Consider the following 17023-nt stretch of genomic DNA (forward strand, 5'->3'; position numbering starts at 1 on the left):
TGACCCGCATCCCCGTCGCCGTCACCGAGAAGAGCGCGGGCTCGGGCTCCGGAGCGGTCTCCACCGGGGCGGGCATGGTGCTCGCGCGCGAAGCGGGCGCCGGCGCGGACGTCGCCTGACGCAGCAGTTCGATCAGGTCGGCCGCCAGGGCGACCAGCTTCTCGATCTCGGCCTCATCGCGGTCGACCCAGCGGCACTCCGGCTCGTCGCGCAGCGGTACGAAGCCGTCGTGCTGCTCCCAGACGAACAGGGTGCGCTCGGCGCCGAGCACGTACTGCTGCCACCAGATCTGACGGAGGTAGTGGCGCGGGATGCTGCGGAGCGGCTTGTTCGTGGTCTTGATCTCGCACAGTTCGATCCGCTCGCCGGTGCGGACGGCCAGTCCGTCGGGCGTGGCGAGGTGACGGCGGTCGCGCTCGGCGTGGAACAGCAGATCCGACGGCTGGATGCCGTGCGTGGCGGCGACCCAGGCCGCGATCTCGGGCTCGCGCGAGCGGCCGTGCTGGGTGAACACGTTGCCGCTGAAGCCGCTGCCGTGGAGCTTGTCGTACATGGCGGCGCGCACCGCGCGCGGCGAGGACAGCTTCGCGACATCGGTCGCCGTGATGCCGCGGCTTCGGGCGCGCAGCCAGCCCACCCGGTCGGACGACCGGGCGACGACGCGCGCCAGATGTCCGGTGGCTCCGGGGTCGGCCGGGACGACGGGCACGGGCGCCGGACGGGCCGGGCTCAGATCCGCGAGGACGCCCGGCCGGTAGAGGTCAGCCGAACGGTAGGAAGCGGAGTCGAGCACCTGTCCATTGTGCCTCGTCCGGCCGACGCTCGCCGTCACTCCACGCGCGTCGCGCCGACCTGCCTTCGTGCCTCGTCGATGGTCGCCAGCGTGTCGACGGCCTCGGAGAGGGGATGCAGCGGCGACTCCGTGCGGCCCTCGGCGACATACCGGGCGAGCGCGGCTGCCTCATAGGACATCCCGTCGCGGTGCGGGCGTCCGTACGGGTCGCGCCAGTGCGCCGCCATCGTGCCGTCGGGCCGGAAGACCTTCAGGCCGCTCGGGCCCCAGAACGGGCTGTCGGTCTCGATGCGTGCGTCGGTGCCGCTGATCGTGGCGAGGGAGGGCGTCCCGGCCAGCAGGCTGGTGCTGAGCAGCGCCTGGCCGCCGTCCGCGGACGACAGCAGGAGGGCGACCTGCTCGTCCACGCCGGTCGGGGCGAGCGTGCCGGTCGCGATGATGCCCGCCGGGGCGCCGAGCGCGAACGATGCCCACGAGACGGCGTAGACGCCGAGGTCGAGGAGGGCACCGCCGGCCAGGGCAGGATCCCAGAGCCGGCTGCTCGGGTCGTACGGCACGCGGCCGCCGAAGTCGGCAGTCACGACGCGCACGTCGCCCAGCGCGCCCTGCTCCAGGAGCTGGCGGGCGATGTCGGTCTGCGGCAGGTACCGCGTCCACATCGCCTCCATGGCGAAGACGCCCGCCTCGCGCGCCGCCGCCACGATCCGGCGCGCCTGGTCGGCGGTCACGGCCATCGGCTTCTCGATCAGGACGTGCTTGCCCGCGGCGATCGCGAGCAGGGCGTGCGCCAGGTGCTCGCTGTGCGGGGTGGCGACGTAGACGACGTCAACCTCCGGATCGCCGACCAGTGCCTCGTACGAGTCGTACGACCGCTCCACGCCGTGCGCCGCCGCGAAGGCGGCCGAGCGCTCCGCGGAGCGCGACCCCGCGGCGACGACGCGCTGCCGGGTGTGCCGGTGCAGGGCGTCGGTGAAGTCGGCGGCGATCCCACCGGGCCCGAGCACTCCCCAGCGCAGGACGGGCGCATCTCGGGGGTCGGGATGGCGGGGTTCTGGCAGGGCGGCGAGCAGGTCGGTCACGGTTCCTCCGAGGTGGGTCGGGTGGCGGGTCAGACGGGCTGGGGGTTGGAGACCTCCGGGGCCCGGCGGGCGCCCTCCGCCGGCGCCGCCCAGCGCACGCCGTTGGCGAGCACCCGGCGCACCTGCGGGTGGAAGTACACGGGGTACTCCTGGTCGCCGGGGCTGAAGTAGAAGATCTTCCCGCGTCCGCGCGTGAACGTCACGCCGGAGCGGAACACCTCACCGCCGGTGAACGAGCTGATGAACACGAGGTCGTCGGGCGTCGGGATGTCGAAGAACTCGCCGTACATCTCCTGCGCGTCGATCACGATCGGCTGCTCGACGCCGGCGGCGATGGGATGGGTCGGGTTCACGTTCCACACGAGCTCGCGCTCACCGCCCTCCGGGTTGCGCCAGCGCAGCGAGCAGGTCGTGCCGAGCATCCGGATGAAGATCTTCGAGAAGTGGCCCGAGTGCAGGACGATGAGGCCCATCCCGGCGAGGACGTGCTGCCGCACCCGCTCGACGACCTCGTCGGAGACGCGGTCGTGGGCGATGTGTCCCCACCACAGGAGCACGTCGGTGGCGGCGAGGGCTTCCTCGCTCAGCCCGTGCTCCGGATCGTCGAGGGTCGCCGTGCGCACGGCGACCTCGTCGCCGAGCAGTCCGCTCAGCCCCTCGGCGATCGCGCCGTGGATGCCGTGCGGGTAGATGGCGGCGATCTCGGGCTGGGTCGCCTCGTGGACGCCCTCGTTCCAGACGGTGACGCGCAGGGTCATGGTCATGCTCCTTCGGTGACGGGCGCGAGGCGGACCTCGGCGCCGATGCGTGCGGATTCGTAGGCCGCGTCGATGATGCGGGCGCGCTCCAGCGCGAGGCGGCCGTCCCACTCGGACCACGCGCTCTCGTCGGCGACGTGCTCGAGGAAGGTCTCGACCACCGCCAGGTGGCCGCGGCCCGGGTCGGCGGTGACCGAGATGTCCTCGCTCTGCTCGCCCTCGCCCGTGAAGATGGTCAGCTCGCCGGAGGGTGCGTAGTCGACGACGCGCAGGTCGGCGCCGCCCTCGGTGCCGTAGAGGGTGATGCCGAACTCGTCGCCGGCCGGGCGGTACGCCGCCCAGCTCGTCTCGATCACGATCGAGCCGCCGCCCTCGAGGCGAAGCAGGAGGCTGGCCAGGTCCTCGACCTCGTAGTCGGAGCCGACCTGCTGCTTGGCGGAGGTGGCGCCGCCGCGTCCACGGACGCCCAGCTCGGAATGCGTCACCGCCGACACGGCCGCCACCTGGGGCTCGCCGAACAGGTGGAGCGCGTAGTCGAGCACGTGCACGCCGATGTCGATCAGCGGACCGCCGCCCGCCATCTCGCGGTTCGTGAACCAGCTGCCGAGCGCGGGGATGCCCGCCCGGCGCAGCCAGATCGCTCGCGCGTGGTACGGGCGGCCGATCTGACCCGCGTCCACCGCCGCCTTCAGCGCTTCGATGTCGCCGCGGCGACGATGGTTGAACGCGACCTCGAGGACGCGGCCGGCACGGTGGGCGGCATCCACCATCGTCTGCGCTTCGGCGGCCGTGCGCGCGATCGGCTTCTCGCTGAGCACGTGCAGACCGGCGTCGAGGGCCCCGACGGCGATCGGCGCGTGGAGGAAGGTCGGGACGGCGACGCTCACGACGTCGAGGTCGCCCTCCGCGACGAGGTCCTTCCAGTCGCGGTGCAGCCGGGTGAGACCGTACTGCTCTCCGAGCTCGGCGCGCGGGCCGTCCTCCATGCCGGCGATGGCGACCAGCTCGACGCCGGGCAGCGCGTCGTACGCCGCCATGTGCTGCTGGCCGGCCCAGCCGAGGCCGATGACGCCGGCCCGCAGAGGACGGCCGGGGGAGGTGCTGTTCGTGCTCATGGAGCTCCTTTCGGAATTCGAATCGATTCGATGATGGTCGGAGGAGGGAGGCTTCGCAAGGGCGGCGCGTCAGCGGAAGAGCGAGCGCGGTGTCCCGGCGCCGGGATCGAGGGCCCGCTGGACGACCATGACGGCCGCACCGATGACGCCCCCGGTCTCGCCCGAGCGCGACTGGGTGATGGTCAGGTGCTGCGTCGCCAAGGGCGTCGAGCGCTGGTAGACGACCTCCCGCATCCCGGCGAGAAGCTGCTCGCCGACCCGCGAGAGGCTGCCGCCCACGACGATCACCGACGGGTTGAGGAGGTTGACGCAAGTGGCGACCACCGCACCGAGGTCGCGGCCCGCCTGGCGGATCGCCTCGAGCACCCGCGGATTGCCCGTGCGCGCCAGCTCCACGACGTCGTCGCTGGTGGACGCGGGGAAGCCCAGCTCGGTCAGCGTCCGCGCGATGGCCGGACCGCTTACCAGCGCCTCGAGGTCTGCATCCTGCTCGCCGTGGCTGGGGGTGTCGGTGCCGAACGGCACGCGCACGTGCCCGAGGTCGCCGGCCGAGCCGAGCGCCCCGCGCTGCAGCCGGCCGCCGCTGATGATCCCGGCGCCGACGCCGGTCGCCACCTTGACGAACAGCAGGTCGGTCTCCTCCGGCCACATCAGCGTCTGCTCGCCGAGCGCAAGCAGGTTCACGTCGTTGTCGACGAGGACCGGCACGTCGAACACCCGCCGGATGTAGCGGGGGATGTCGAACCGGTCCCAGCCGGGCATGATCGGCGGGTTCACCGGGAGGCCGGTCGAGTGCTCGACGGGACCGGGCACGCCGACGCCCACGCCGATGAGCTCTTCGGGGCGACGGCCGGAGTCGCTGTAGAGCTCGCAGGCGACTTCGAGCACCCAGTCCAGGATGTCCTCCGGCCCGTCGGCGATCGACAGGCGCTCGGACCGGCTCGCCATGATGGTGCCGGACAGATCGGCCAGGGCGACGACACCGTGCGTTGCGCCGAGGTCGATCGCGAGGACGACACGCGATTCCGCGTGGAACCGGATGCGCGCGGGAGGCCGGCCGCCCGAGGAGGGATCGTCGCCCGCCGGGATGACGAGGCCTGCGGCGGTGAGCAGGTCGATGCGGGACGCGATGGTCGAGCGGGCCATACCGGTCAGCTCGGCCAACTGCGCGCGCGTCCGCGGGATGCCGTCGCGCAGGATCGTCAGCAACTCGGCGGCGTCTGCGGCGACGAGCGCAGAATCGCGCGCGCTGTCGGTCATGACGGTATTGAACCACAGTGTCGTGGCGCGACCCAAAGATATGCATTCATCAGTCGACTTTTGATTGACACCCGGCAGAAGTCCCGCTTGAATGGAGACCGCGCCCTTTCGAGCGCGTCCACCCCGCAACGAACTCGACGAGGAGAACAGTGTCGACGTCCCCAGTCTCCGTGCAGCTCTACACGGTCCGTGAACTCCTGACCGAGGACACGGTCGGAACCCTCAAGCGGATCGCCGACATCGGGTTCACCCAGGTCGAGCCGTTCGCCTTCCTCAGCTTCGGCGACGCTCTGCGCCAGGGCCTCACCGAGGCCGGCCTCAGCGCCCCCACCACCCACCAGAGCTTCCTCGGCGGCGACCTCGACGAGGTCTTCGGCGCTGCGAAGGAGCTCGGCATCCAGACGGTCATCGACCCGTTCGTCGCGCCCGAGAAGTGGCAGTCGGCCGAGGATGTGGCGCAGACCGCCGACCAGCTCAACGCCGCGGCCGAGGCGGCCGCCCGCTACGGGATCCGCGTCGGCTACCACAACCACGACCACGAGATCTCCAGCACGATCGAGGGCGTCACGGCCCTCGAGTTCTTCGCCGGGCGGCTCGCGCCCGAGGTCGTCCTCGAGGTCGACACGTACTGGGTGGCCGTCGGCGGCGCCGACCCCGTCGCCTACCTGCCCAAGCTCGGCGACCGCGTCGTCGCGCTGCACATCAAGGACGGCCCCGGCACGCACGACAACAAGGACCAGGTCGCGGTCGGCCAGGGCTCGCTCCCCATCGAGCAGATCATCGCCGCGGCGCCGAACGCGCTGCGCGTCATCGAGCTCGACGACTCGCGCGGTGACCGCTTCCAGGCCGTCGCCGACAGCTTCGCCTTCCTCTCCTCCAAGGGTCTCGCATGAGCGGCGGCCCGGTCGGAGTCGGCGTCATCGGCGCCGGCGTCATCAGCAACGAATACCTCGGCAACCTCACCAGCTTCCCCGACCTCGATGTCCGGTTCGTCGCCGACATCGACGTGGAGCGTGCGCGGGCGCAGGCGGAGAAGTACGGGGTTCCCGGATCGGGCACGGTCGAGCAGCTGCTCGCCGACGACGCGATCGAGATCGTCGTCAACCTGACCATCCCCAAGGTGCACGTGGAGGTGGCGCTCCAGGCGCTCGCCGCCGGCAAGAACGTCTGGAGCGAGAAGCCGTTCGCCCTCGACCGCGCGAGCGGCCGCGAACTGCTCGAGGCGGGGCACGCAAAGGGTCTGCGCGTCGCCACCGCGCCCGACACGTTCCTCGGATCCGGCATCCAGTCGGCCCGTCGCCTGGTCGAGAACGGCGACATCGGAGCGCCGCTCACGGCGCTCACGCTGCTCCAGAGCCCCGGCCCGGAGTCGTGGCACCCCAACCCCGACTTCCTGTTCCAGGAGGGCGCCGGACCGCTGTTCGACATCGGCCCGTACTACCTCACCGCTCTGGTGCAGCTGTTCGGTCCCGTGGCCCGGGTGAGCGCGACGGCCTCGAAGGCCCGGGAGACCCGTGTCATCGGCTCCGGGCCGCGGGCGGGCGAGTCGTTCGCCGTCACCGTGCCGACGCACGTCAGCGCGCTGTACGAGTTCGAGAGCGGCCAGACCGCGCAGTCGGTCTTCAGCTTCGACTCGAAGCTCGGCCGGACCCAGTTCGAGGTCGCCGGACTCGACGGCACTCTCGTCGTGCCCGATCCGAACACCTTCGAGGGCGAGCTCATCGTGCACGGCGCGGACGGCATCGAGACGTACCCGTCGACCGGCACCACCCTCACGCGCGGCATCGGCGTCGTGGAGCTGGCCCGCGCCATCCGCGCGGGCGTCCCGGAGCGCGCTTCCGGCGAGCAGGCGTACCACGTGCTCGACATCATGGTCTCGACGATCGAAGCGGGGAGTCCCGCACGCCCGTCGAGGTCGAGAGCACGGTCGAGGTCGCGCCGGCGCTGCCGGAGGACTGGGACCCGCGTGCGGCGACCCTGGCGTAAGGCGGCGAGATGACGGACGGAACGAATCCGGACATCGCGGCGACGAGCGGTGGACTGACGCGGCGCGATGAGCGCGCGGCCGGGGCACGGCTCCGGGTGGCGATCGTGGGCGGCGGCTTCATGGCCGAGGTGCACTCCCGCGCCGCCCGAGCGGCGCGCGCCGAGCTCGCGGGAATCGCGTCCTCCTCGCCGGAGCGCTCGGCGGCCGCGGCGGAACGCTTGGGCATCGCGCGGGCGTACGACTCGCTCGACGAGCTGCTGGCGGACGACTCGATCGACGTCGTGCACGTGACCACGCCCAATGCGCTCCATGCCGAGCAGGCGTCCGCGGTGCTCGCCTCCGGCAAGGACGTCATCTGCGAGAAGCCGCTGGCGACGACGGTCGCCGACGCCGAGGCGCTGGTCGCCGCGGCCGAGGGACGGACCGCGACGGTCCCGTTCGTCTATCGGTTCCACCCGCTGGTGCGGGAGGCCCGCTCCCGATTCGCCTCGGGCGAGGCCGGCCGGGTGCTCAGCATCAACGCGTCCTACCTCCAGGACTGGCTGCTTGGCGCGGGCGACGACAACTGGCGGGTCGATTCCGACAAGGGCGGCCGCTCCCGCGCCTTCGCCGACATCGGCTCGCACCTGGTCGACCTCGTGGAGTTCGTGAGCGGCGACCGCGTCAGCCGGGTGTCCGCCACGAAGCGCACGGTGTTCGCCGAACGCGCCTCCCACGCGAACATCACCACGGAGGACGCGGTGGCGGTCGTCGTCGAGACGCACTCGGGCGCACTCGGCACGCTGCTGGTCTCGCAGGTCGCTCCCGGCCGCAAGAACCGGCTGTGGCTCGAGATCGCCGGCAGCGAGGAGAGCGTCGCGTTCGACCAGGAGCAGCCGGAGACGCTGTGGGTGGGTCGCCGCAAGGGCAGCCTGATCATCCCGCGCGACGCGGACCAGCTGAGCGACGACGCGGCGCGGCTGTCCTTCGTGCCCGCCGGTCACCCGCAGGGCTACCAGGACGCGTTTAACGCGTTCGTCGCCGACAGCTACGCGGCGGTCGCGGGCGAGAGCCCGGAGGGGCTGCCGCGCTTCACCGACGGCCTGCGGGCCGTGCGGATCACGGACGCGGTGATCGACTCGGCCGAGTCGGGCACCTGGATCGAGATGGGAACGAATTGATGACGGACGCCCCCGCAACGGACAACACGTCGGGTCGCACGCACCCGGTCACCCTGTTCACCGGCCAGTGGGCCGACCTCAGCCTCGAAGAGGTCGCCAAGTACGCCTCCGAGTGGGGCTACGACGGACTCGAGATCGCCTGCTCGGGCGAGCACCTGGATGTCTGGCGTGCGGCGGAGGACGACGACTACCTGCAGGGCCGCCTCGACCTCCTCGACCGGTACGGTTTGAAGGTCTGGGCCATCTCCAACCACCTCAAGGGCCAGGCGGTCTGCGATGACCCGATCGACTTCCGCCACCAGGCGATCGTCGGCTCGAAGGTCTGGGGCGACGGCGACCCCGAGGGCGTCCGCCAGCGCGCGGCCGAAGAGCTCAAGCTCACCGCGAAGGTCGCCCGCAAGCTCGGCGTGGACACCGTGGTCGGCTTCACCGGTTCAAGCATCTGGCCCTACGTGGCGCAGTTCCCGCCGGTCCCCGCCTCGGTCATCGACGCCGGGTACCAGGACTTCGCCGACCGCTGGAATCCCATCCTCGACGTGTTCGACGGAGAGGGAGTCCGGTTCGCGCACGAGGTTCACCCCTCTGAGATCGCGTACGACTACTGGACCAGCGTCCGCACGCTCGAGGCGATCGACCACCGCGAGGCCTTCGGCTTCAACTGGGACCCGTCGCACATGATGTGGCAGGACATCGACCCGGTCGGGTTCATCGTCGACTTCCAGGACCGCATCTACCACGTCGACTGCAAAGACACGCGCCTGCGTCCGAAGAACGGCCGCGCCGGCGTGCTCGGCTCCCACTTGCCCTGGGGCGAGCCACGCCGCGGCTGGGACTTCGTGTCCACCGGTCATGGCGACGTCCCGTGGGAGGACGCCTTCCGCGCGCTCGAGTCCATTGGCTACACCGGCCCGATCTCGATCGAGTGGGAGGACGCCGGCATGGACCGCCTGCACGGTGCGAAGGAGGCGGTCGGCTACATCCGCTCGCTGCTCTGGAAGCAGCCCACGGCGTCGTTCGACGCCGCGTTCAGCAACCAGGACTGACGCTCACCCGCCGACCCGGAAGTCCGAGGGCACCGGGTCGGCGGAGTGGCGCGCCGTGCGCGCGTCGCGCTCCAGACCGGAGCGCTCGGTCAGGATGCCGTAGAGCTCGGGCCGCCGGCCGAGCATCCAGCGGCGGCCGGTCGCCAGCGGGAGCAGGTCGAAATCCAGCTCTGCCGTGACGACCGCCTCGTCTGCGACCGGCGTCTCGGCGACGATCCGGCCGTAGGGGTCGAGGATCATCGCGTTGCCCGTGCGGATCTCGTCGTCGTCCTGTCCGATCCCATTGGCGAACAGCACGAAGATGCCGTTGTCGTGGGCGCGGGACGGCAGCCAGCGCATCAGCCAGCCGCGGCCGGACGGGCCGTTGACCGCGTCCAGAAGCGCTTGCGGGTCGTCGTGGCGGTTGTGCCACAGCTCGGCCGGGAGCACCTTCATGCCGTGCGGGCTGCGCGAGTTCGTGCCACCGGTCTGGTGCGGGGCGATCAGCACGGTGGCGCCCTGCAGGGCGACCGCGCGAACGTTCTCGACGAGGTTGTTGTCCCAACAGATCAGCGTCGCCATCCGCACGCCCCAGGGCGTGTCGAACACCGTGAACCGGTCGCCGCTCGAGATCGCCTCGTGCTCGAACGCGTGCAGCTTGCGATGGATGTGGACGCTCCCGTCCGGCAGGCAGACCGCGTAGGAGTTGTACAGCGTCCCGTCTCCGGCCTCCAGGAACCCGGCTCCGATCCCCGCGCCGAGCGAGACGGCGAGGGCGCGGAGTTCCGCGACGAGGGGACCGTCGGCCGGTTCGGCCAGCGCCTGCAGCTCCTCGGCCGTCTTCTTCGTCAGGTGCCAGTAGCCGAGCAGGCACAGCTCGGGGAAGACGACGAGGAGGCTGCCGTCCGCGACCGCCTCCGCCGCCAGACGCCGCACCGTCGCCAGGTTCGCCTCTTTGTCGGATGGAACGGCCTCGAACTGGACGACGGAGGCGCGGAACGGCGTGACGAGCTCAGGCATGCCTCCAGCTAAGTGCACTGCGGCCACGACCACCAGGGACAGGGTGGACCAGCCCGCTTCGGCGCCGCCTTGGAGATCGTCGGGCCGCCGGCGTTCAGGGAAGCGGCCGGGGCTCTGGCTCGTCGCTCGGCTGCTGCCGCCGCGACCGCCGGTCCAGCACCCACGCGCGCGCACCCGCGACGATCGACGCCAGGATGACGACCCCCGCGACGATGTAGGCCACGGGACGCACGCTCGGGTTCACCGCCGCGAAGTAGCCGATCACCGTGATGAGCACCCCCCAGCTCAGCGCGCCGACGACGTTCGCCGTGAAGAACCGCCAGTACTTCATCGCGCTGATGCCGGCGATCGGCGGGATGAAGACGCGTCCCCACGGGATGTACCGGCTGATGACCACCGACCACCAGCCGAACAGCTCGTAGAACCGTTCCGCCCGCCGCACTCCCGCCTGCACCCACCGGCCGCCGCGCGCGGCGAGGTAGGGCCGGCCCAGGCGGCGGCCGAGCCAGAATCCGACCTGGTCGCCGAGCACCGCGGCGATGCCGACGCCGATGGCGAGCACCCAGATGGACAGCTCGGGATGCGTCCCGGTCAGGATGCCCGCGCCGAACAGCAGCGAGTCACCGGTGATGAACGGGATGAAGACCCCGACGAACAGGGCTGTGCCGGCGAAGACGAGTCCCCAGACCGCGAGATAGAACACGATCGGGCCCACGTCGCCGAGGAAGTTCGCGAGATCGTGGGCCATGATCCGAGCGTATCGGGCGGCCGAGGAGGCGCGTCAGCCGAAGTCGACGTCCGCCGCGTCCACGACCTCCGCCGTGCGTCCCGGAGCCCGGTGGTTCGCCCAGTAGAGGTTGGTGTGGGCGATCACGAGGTCGGGCGTCGGCGCGCCCCACTCGGAGAGGTCTTCTGTCGTGTGCGAATCCCCGACGAGCGTCACGTCGTACCCGCGCACCAGCCCGCCGTGGATGGTGGACCGGATGCACTCGTCGGTCTGCGCGCCCGCCACCACGAGCCGGCCGACCCGGGCGTCGGCGAGCACCGACTCCAGGTCGGTGTCTTCGAAGGAGTCCGCGTAGGTCTTGTGCACGACCGCCTCGGCCTCGTCCTGCGTCAGCTCGGGCACGAACTGCCAGCCGTCGCTGCCGATCGGCATGTTCTCGGCGTCGGAGTGCTGGATCCACACCACAGGCACGTCCTGTTCCCGGGCTCGGTCGACCAGGCCCGAGATGTTCGCCACCACCTCGTCTCGGCGGTGGGCGCCCCCACCACTCCGTTCTGCACGTCGATCACCAGCAGAGCCGTCGCGGGCCGTTCTTCGAGAGTCGTCATCGCATCCCCCTTCAGTTGTCGGGAACGCTACTCCCGGCCACCGACATCGGGTCGGCCGATTGTCTTTTCCCTCGGACGGAGCGGACGTAGGGTGTCCCGCATGGGTAGGAGCGCGACCACCGCGCACGGGACCGGCTTCCGCGCGGTCCTGGTGAGACCCGGGGAGCCGGACACCGTCGTCTCCGCGAGGGCCGATCGCGGGACCGCCCCCGCCGCCCTCCGCGCCCGTGCACTGTTCGACGGCCGCGAGGTCTGGGAGATCTTCGTGCTGGACGACGACGCCGACTGGCCGCGCGGGGCGACGTACCGCCTCATCGACCTGATGGACGACGCCGGCAACCCGATCGGGCCGTGGCTGGGCGACTAGGCTCGGCTCGTGACGAGCGGCACGGACGGCATCGCGGGTGAGGACTGGTACGGACGCGACCTCGACGGCGTCGAGTACGAGGGCGTGGTCTTCGACGACGTGGACATGACCGAGCTGCGCAGCTCGAGCGCCACGTTCACCGACTGCGTGTTCCGCCGGGTCCGCTTCAACGTCAGCGAGCACAGCGACTCGGCGTTCGTGAACTGCCGGTTCGAGTCGTGCAACTTCTTCGACGCGACGTTCCGCCGCTGCAAGCTGACCGGCAGCACCTTCCGGAATTGCGAGTTCGCCCTGCTGAAGGTCGAGGGCGGCAACTGGTCGTTCGCGGGGCTGCTCCGGGCGGAGTTGCGCGGCGCCTCCTTCGAGGGCGTGCGCCTGCGCGAGGCCGACCTCACGCAGGCGCACGCCCAGGAGGCCCGGTTCGAGGGATGCGACCTGAGCGCCGCGCTCCTCACCGGTGCCGATCTGAGCGGCGCGACCCTCGCAGGTAGCGACCTCACCGGCGTGGACCCTGCGGGCGTCCTCCTCCGCGGCACCATCATCGACGCCCACCAGGCCGTCGTCCTGGCCGAAGCCCAGGGCATGATGGTCGTCCCCTAGGCGACCTCGCTCACCTGGCCGTGCTTGATGTGGAGCCGGCGCTGGGCGCGCTTGGCGACCGCGGTGTCGTGGGTGACGATGATCACGGTGAGGCCCCTGTCGCGCCACAGGCCCTCCAGGAGGTCCATGATCTCGTCGCGCGTCTCCTCGTCGAGGTTGCCGGTCGGCTCGTCGGCCAGCAAGACCTCGGGATTCTTCACCAAGGCGCGGGCGATCGCGACGCGCTGCTGCTGACCGCCGGAGAGCTCCGACGGGAGGTGGTTGCCGCGGTCGGCGAGCCCGACGGAGGCCAGCGCCTCGGCCGCCCGGCGCTTGCGCTCGGCACTGCTCACGCCGAGGGGCGCGAGCGCGGTCTCCACGTTCTCCTGGGCGGTCAGGGTGGGGATGAGGTTGAAGCCCTGGAAGACGAAGCCGATCTCCTTGGCGCGGATCTTCGCGAGCCTGCCGTCGCGCTGCTTCGACAGGCTGTCCGCGCCGAGCTCCACCGATCCGGACGTGGGACGGTCCAGCGCGCCGAGCATCTGCAGCAGCGTGGACTTGCCGCCGCCGGTCGGGCCCTGGATGGCGACCAGCTGGCCGTCCGGGATGGTCAGGCTGACGTCGTTGAGGGCGACGACCTGGCGCTTGGACTGGCTGTACTTCTTGGTGACGTCGGTGAGGGTGTACATCGTGACTCCTTGGAGGTCGAAGGGATCGGGACGGCTCACGCGACCGAGCGGAGGGCCGCAGCCGGGCGCAGGCGGGAGGCGCGCCATCCGCCGATCGCGCCGGCGAGGAGGCCGCCGAGCACCGCGAGGGCGACCGCTCCGACGACGATCCACAGCGTGACCGGGGCGTGCAGCGCGATGTTGGCGGACGTCGTGGCTGCCTCGCGCGCGGCCCCGAAAGCGCCGCCGCCGGTGAACCCGCCGCCGGCGAAGCGGTTCGCGCCCTCGCCGGCGGTCGCGCCCGCGCCACCCGTTCCGGCCCTGCCGGCAGCGTCAGCGAAGCCATGACTGACGCTGCCGGTCAGGGTGGGCGAGATCAGGTTCACGACAAGCACCCCCAGGAGCCCGACCGCGACGCCGATCACGCCGCCGATGAGACCCTGGACCACGGATTCTCCCGCGACCTGCCCGACGACGCGGCGGTTGGACCAGCCGATCGCCTTCAGGGTGCCGAATTCGCGGGTGCGGCGGGTGACACCGGAGATGGTGAAGAGGATGGCGATGAGGAACGCCGCGGCCAGCACGATGACGGACAGCCACGTGCCGAGGTTGGCGACCAGCTCGCCCGCGCTGCCGAGCGACCCGGAGACCGTTGACGCCAGGTCCGCCTGTGTGCTGACGGTGGCGCCCGAGACCGCCTTGGTCAGGTCTGTCTTGATCTGGCCGATGTCGTCGGAGGACGCCGCCTTGACGTACACCGACGAGATCTTGCCGGTCTGGCCGGAGAGGGTCTGGGCCACATCCAGCGGGATGTACGCGTTGGCCGCCGTCGTGGCGTCCGAGCCGGTCGCCGCGACGATGCCGATCACGGAGAAGTCCGTGCCGCCGATCGTGATCGTGTCGCCGACCGCCTTGCTCGCGGTCTTGGCGTAGCTCGCGTCGAGCACCACGACATCCTTGCCCTGATCGGCCGCCGTGAAGCTGCGTCCGCCGGTGAGGGTGACCGAGGCGAGCGGTCCGACCGACTTGCCGGCCGGGTCGAGACCCAGCACCGAGAACGAGTCGACGGTGAACGAGCTTCCGCCCGCGCCGTCGGCGCCGCCGGTCGGGGGAGCGGTCGGCGCGGCGCCGCTCTCACGCTCCTGCCGCAGCTGCTGGAAGTTCGGGAGGGTGCCGCTGAAGTGGGTGTTGGTGAGCGACAGCACGGCGGCGGCCGAGGCGACGTTATCCACCTTCTTCACCGTGGTGAGCGTGGAGGCGTCCATCACCGTGGCGCCGCGCGTCGGCTCGAGGCGGGAGGTGTTGACGGTGCGGCCGGTGCCCGTGTCCGTCCCGGCGTTCGCGCCGAAGTCGAACCGCGGGCCGCCTCCCTGGCCCTGCTGCGCCGTCGCGTTCTGCGCGGTCGCCGGCTGGCTGACGGTGATGTCGGTGCCGACGCCGTAGACGGACTGCAGGACGCTCTGCTGAGCCTGCTGCACACCGGCGGAGACGGCGTTGACGATGATGACGAGGGCGATCGCGAGGGCCATGCCGATCGCGATGATGATCGTCTGCTTGCGGCGGCCGCTCAACTCGCGCCGCAGATAGGTCCCGAACATGGCTTCCAAACTCTCGGGGACGGATGACTGACTACTTGCGGGAGGTTAAGGAGCGGCGTTTTCGGGGCGCTATGGCGAACCTATGGATTAGCCGGGGACGTCGATCCGGAGCTGATGTCACACTCAGGACCCCTGCGGTGTCTCCATGTCCGGAAGCTCATCGAGAAGGAGGACATCATGCAGGAGCGGACGCGGGTGCTGGTCGTCGGCGGAGGGTACGCCGGAGTCTCGGCGGCGAACCGGGTGAGCGGCGGAGACGCCGTCGAGGTCACGCTGGTCAACGCGCGGCCCGTCTTCGTGGAGCGCATCCGACTGCACCAGCTGGCCGCCGGTTCCGACGACGCGGTCGTGGCGTACGACGACGTCCTGGCACCGTCGGTGCGACTCGTCGTTGACACCGTCACCCGCATCGACGCGGCGGGGCGCCGGGTGGAGCTCGCCTCCGGCGAAGCGCTCGGCTACGACTACCTGGTGTACGCGGTGGGAAGCGGTAGCCCCCTCTCGGCGGTCCCCGGGGCGGCCGAGCACGCCCTGCCGGTGGCCGAGCTCGCCGCCGCGGAGCGTCTGAAGGCGGCGCTCGCCGCAGCCGGGCCGGATGCGGCGGTGACGGTGGTCGGCGGGGCCCTGCGGGCATCGAGACCGCCGCGGAGCTAGCCGAGAGCGGGCGTCGGGTGACGCTGCTCTGCGGCGGCGAGCTCGGGCCGTCGCTGCATGCACGCGCCCGCCGGTCGGTGGCCCGCGGCCTGGGCGCGCTGGGCGTCAGCCTCGAGGACGGCCCCGGCTCTCGCGTGGTCGCGGTCGCGGAGGATGCGGTGACGCTCGCCGACGGCCGCGCCATCCCGAGCGCGATCACGGTCTGGACGACCGGGTTCTCCCTCCCCGCTCTCGCGCGCGACAGCGGGCTCAGCACCGACGCCGACGGCCGGCTGCTGACCGACGAGACCCTGACGAGCGTCGACGACGAGCGCATCGTCGCCGCGGGCGACGCGGCGGCGCCCTCCGGCATCCCGCTCCGGATGAGCTGCCAGGCGGCCGAACCGCTCGGCGGGGAGCGGCGGACACCATCCTCGCCCGGCTCCGCGGCGAACAGCCCAAGCCCTTCACCATGGGCTTCGTCGGGCTCTGCCTCAGCCTGGGTCGCCGGCAGGGCGTCGTGCAGTTCGAGCACCGCGACGACACGGCGACCCGGGTCTCGGTCGCCGGGCGATCCGGGGCGCACATCAAGGAGCTGATCTGCCGGGGCACGGTCTTCTCTCTACGTTTGGAGGCGCGTCGGCCCGGGGCGACCCGCCTGCCCGCCGCCTTCGGCGACCCGGCCCGACGTCGTAGTCTGTCATCCGCGACCGCGGAGCCGGTCGCGAGCGGGGGACGAGGATGACCGAGCGACCGGCCGATGAGGCGACGGAGGCCTTCGTGGCCGTCCGCAACCTCCTCTTCACCGTCGCCTACGAGCTGCTGGGCTCCGCGGCGGACGCCGAGGACGTCCTGCAGGAGACTTGGCTGCGCTGGTCGGCGGTCGACCTGTCGGAGGTGCGGGACGCGCGTCCCTACCTCGTGCGGATCACGACCCGCCTGGCCCTCAACCGGCTGCGGAGCGCGCAGCGCCGGCGCGAGACCTACGTCGGACCCTGGCTGCCCGAGCCGCTGCTGACCGCTCCGGACGTCTCCGAGGACGCGGAGCTCGCCGAGAGCGTGTCGATGGCGCTCATGGTCGTGCTCGAGACGCTGGGGCCCACCGAGCGCGCCGTCTTCGTGCTGCGCGAGGTGTTCGGCTTCGAGTTCGACGAGATCGCCCGCGCGGTCGACAAGTCCCCGGCCGCCGTCCGCCAGATCGCGCACCGGGCGCGCGCCCATGTCGAGGCGCGGCGTCCGCGCGTGACGGTGTCGGCCGCCGAGGCGCGCGCCGCCCTGGACACGTTCCGGGTCGCAGTGATGACCGGCGATCCACAGGCCATGCTCGATGTGCTGGCACCCGACGTCGTCCTCCTCAGCGATGGTGGAGGGGTCAAGCAGGCAGCGCTGCGCCCGATCGTCGGCGCCGAGAAGGTGACCCGGTTCACCGGGGGCGCCATGGGCAAAGCGCCCGGGGTGGTCACGGCGGAGACCGTCGTCGTCAACGGCGCGCCGGCGCTCGCGCTCTCGGTCGACGGCGAGCTCGACGCGGTGGTGTCGGTGCAGGTGAAGGACGGCCTCATCACCGGCATCTACATCGTCCGCAATCCGGCCAAGCTGACCCGCATCGCGGAGGAGACCGAGCTCGCTCTGCGCTGACCCCGATCGCT

The 17023-nt window shown here is 71.5% G+C and carries 16 protein-coding genes and 2 pseudogenes; 8 read left to right on the plus strand and 10 right to left on the minus strand.

All coding sequences use genetic code 11. The features are described 5' to 3' along the window. From ACRAWB_RS00005 to ACRAWB_RS00025, 5 genes are all read right to left on the minus strand, one after another. The coding region (locus tag ACRAWB_RS00005; RefSeq protein WP_431351490.1) for a YqaJ viral recombinase family protein at window positions 1–832 on the minus strand (832 nt) is incomplete at its 3' end. After that, window positions 829–1872, minus strand: a complete 1044-nt coding sequence (locus ACRAWB_RS00010) for a Gfo/Idh/MocA family protein (protein ID WP_431351491.1) — start codon at window positions 1870–1872, stop codon at window positions 829–831. The genes ACRAWB_RS00005 and ACRAWB_RS00010, both read right to left, overlap by 4 nt. 29 nt (window positions 1873–1901) lie before the next feature. After that, window positions 1902–2636, minus strand: a complete 735-nt coding sequence (locus ACRAWB_RS00015) for a ThuA domain-containing protein (protein ID WP_431351492.1) — start codon at window positions 2634–2636, stop codon at window positions 1902–1904. Further along, window positions 2633–3745 carry a Gfo/Idh/MocA family protein gene (locus tag ACRAWB_RS00020; RefSeq protein WP_431351493.1) on the minus strand — a complete coding sequence of 371 codons (1113 nt, stop codon included), beginning with the start codon at window positions 3743–3745 and terminating at the stop codon, window positions 2633–2635. The genes ACRAWB_RS00015 and ACRAWB_RS00020 overlap by 4 nt, the downstream gene beginning before the upstream one ends. A gap of 69 nt (window positions 3746–3814) precedes the next feature. Further along, entirely contained in the window at window positions 3815–5005 is a 1191-nt protein-coding gene (locus ACRAWB_RS00025) for an ROK family protein (protein WP_431351494.1), read from the minus strand. A gap of 149 nt (window positions 5006–5154) precedes the next feature. Between ACRAWB_RS00025 and ACRAWB_RS00030 the strand changes: the two genes are divergently transcribed. From ACRAWB_RS00030 to ACRAWB_RS00045, 4 genes and pseudogenes are all read left to right on the plus strand, one after another. Further along, a complete protein-coding gene (locus ACRAWB_RS00030; protein WP_431351495.1) occupies window positions 5155–5898 on the plus strand; it encodes a sugar phosphate isomerase/epimerase family protein in 744 nt (247 codons plus the stop codon). After that, a pseudogene (locus tag ACRAWB_RS00035) lies at window positions 5895–6991 on the plus strand (Gfo/Idh/MocA family protein). Before ACRAWB_RS00030 ends, ACRAWB_RS00035 begins: the two are co-directional and overlap by 4 nt. 9 nt (window positions 6992–7000) lie before the next feature. Further along, window positions 7001–8152, plus strand: coding sequence for a Gfo/Idh/MocA family protein (locus ACRAWB_RS00040; RefSeq protein WP_431351496.1), 1152 nt, complete (start codon window positions 7001–7003; stop codon window positions 8150–8152). Next, window positions 8152–9195, plus strand: a complete 1044-nt coding sequence (locus ACRAWB_RS00045; protein WP_431351497.1) for a sugar phosphate isomerase/epimerase family protein — start codon at window positions 8152–8154, stop codon at window positions 9193–9195. Before ACRAWB_RS00040 ends, ACRAWB_RS00045 begins: the two co-directional genes overlap by 1 nt. A gap of 3 nt (window positions 9196–9198) precedes the next feature. Here ACRAWB_RS00045 and ACRAWB_RS00050 read toward each other — a convergent pair whose 3' ends face one another. The 3 genes from ACRAWB_RS00050 to ACRAWB_RS00060 all read right to left on the minus strand — a co-directional run bounded on the left by ACRAWB_RS00050 (window position 9199) and on the right by ACRAWB_RS00060 (window position 11437). Next, a complete protein-coding gene (locus tag ACRAWB_RS00050) occupies window positions 9199–10194 on the minus strand; it encodes a nitrilase family protein (protein ID WP_431351498.1) in 996 nt (331 codons plus the stop codon). 94 nt (window positions 10195–10288) lie between these two features. Next, complete coding sequence (locus ACRAWB_RS00055) at window positions 10289–10942, minus strand: DedA family protein (protein WP_431351499.1); 654 nt, start codon at window positions 10940–10942, stop codon at window positions 10289–10291. 33 nt (window positions 10943–10975) lie between these two features. Continuing rightward, window positions 10976–11437 (minus strand): isochorismatase family protein, encoded by a 462-nt coding sequence (locus tag ACRAWB_RS00060; protein ID WP_431351500.1) that lies wholly within the window; start codon window positions 11435–11437, stop codon window positions 10976–10978. A 192-nt stretch (window positions 11438–11629) separates the two neighbouring features. Between ACRAWB_RS00060 and ACRAWB_RS00065 the strand changes: the two genes are divergently transcribed. Both ACRAWB_RS00065 and ACRAWB_RS00070 read left to right on the plus strand, forming a co-directional pair. After that, the gene (locus ACRAWB_RS00065; RefSeq protein WP_431351501.1) at window positions 11630–11896 is read left to right on the plus strand and encodes a hypothetical protein; all 267 of its coding nucleotides are present in this window, start codon (window positions 11630–11632) and stop codon (window positions 11894–11896) included. A 9-nt stretch (window positions 11897–11905) separates the two neighbouring features. Beyond that, window positions 11906–12496 carry a pentapeptide repeat-containing protein gene (locus tag ACRAWB_RS00070; RefSeq protein ID WP_431351502.1) on the plus strand — a complete coding sequence of 197 codons (591 nt, stop codon included), beginning with the start codon at window positions 11906–11908 and terminating at the stop codon, window positions 12494–12496. On the opposite strand, the gene ACRAWB_RS00075 is transcribed toward ACRAWB_RS00070, so the two are convergent. Both ACRAWB_RS00075 and ACRAWB_RS00080 read right to left on the minus strand, forming a co-directional pair. Further along, window positions 12493–13164 carry an ABC transporter ATP-binding protein gene (locus ACRAWB_RS00075; RefSeq protein ID WP_431351503.1) on the minus strand — a complete coding sequence of 224 codons (672 nt, stop codon included), beginning with the start codon at window positions 13162–13164 and terminating at the stop codon, window positions 12493–12495. The two genes, ACRAWB_RS00070 and ACRAWB_RS00075, sit on opposite strands and share 4 nt — an antisense overlap. A gap of 35 nt (window positions 13165–13199) precedes the next feature. Further along, window positions 13200–14741: an ABC transporter permease gene (locus ACRAWB_RS00080; protein ID WP_431351504.1), complete on the minus strand. Its 1542-nt coding sequence runs from the start codon at window positions 14739–14741 to the stop codon at window positions 13200–13202. Window positions 14742–14918: 177 nt separating this feature from the next. Here ACRAWB_RS00080 and ACRAWB_RS00085 point away from each other — a divergent pair. Both ACRAWB_RS00085 and ACRAWB_RS00090 read left to right on the plus strand, forming a co-directional pair. Then, a pseudogene (locus ACRAWB_RS00085) lies at window positions 14919–15973 on the plus strand (NAD(P)/FAD-dependent oxidoreductase). A 142-nt stretch (window positions 15974–16115) separates the two neighbouring features. Next, window positions 16116–17012 carry an RNA polymerase sigma-70 factor gene (locus ACRAWB_RS00090; protein ID WP_431351505.1) on the plus strand — a complete coding sequence of 299 codons (897 nt, stop codon included), beginning with the start codon at window positions 16116–16118 and terminating at the stop codon, window positions 17010–17012. Window positions 17013–17023 lie beyond the last annotated feature (11 nt).

The sequence above is a fragment of the Leifsonia poae genome (assembly GCF_050632865.1).
In the GTDB taxonomy this organism is placed as follows: domain Bacteria; phylum Actinomycetota; class Actinomycetes; order Actinomycetales; family Microbacteriaceae; genus Leifsonia; species Leifsonia poae_B.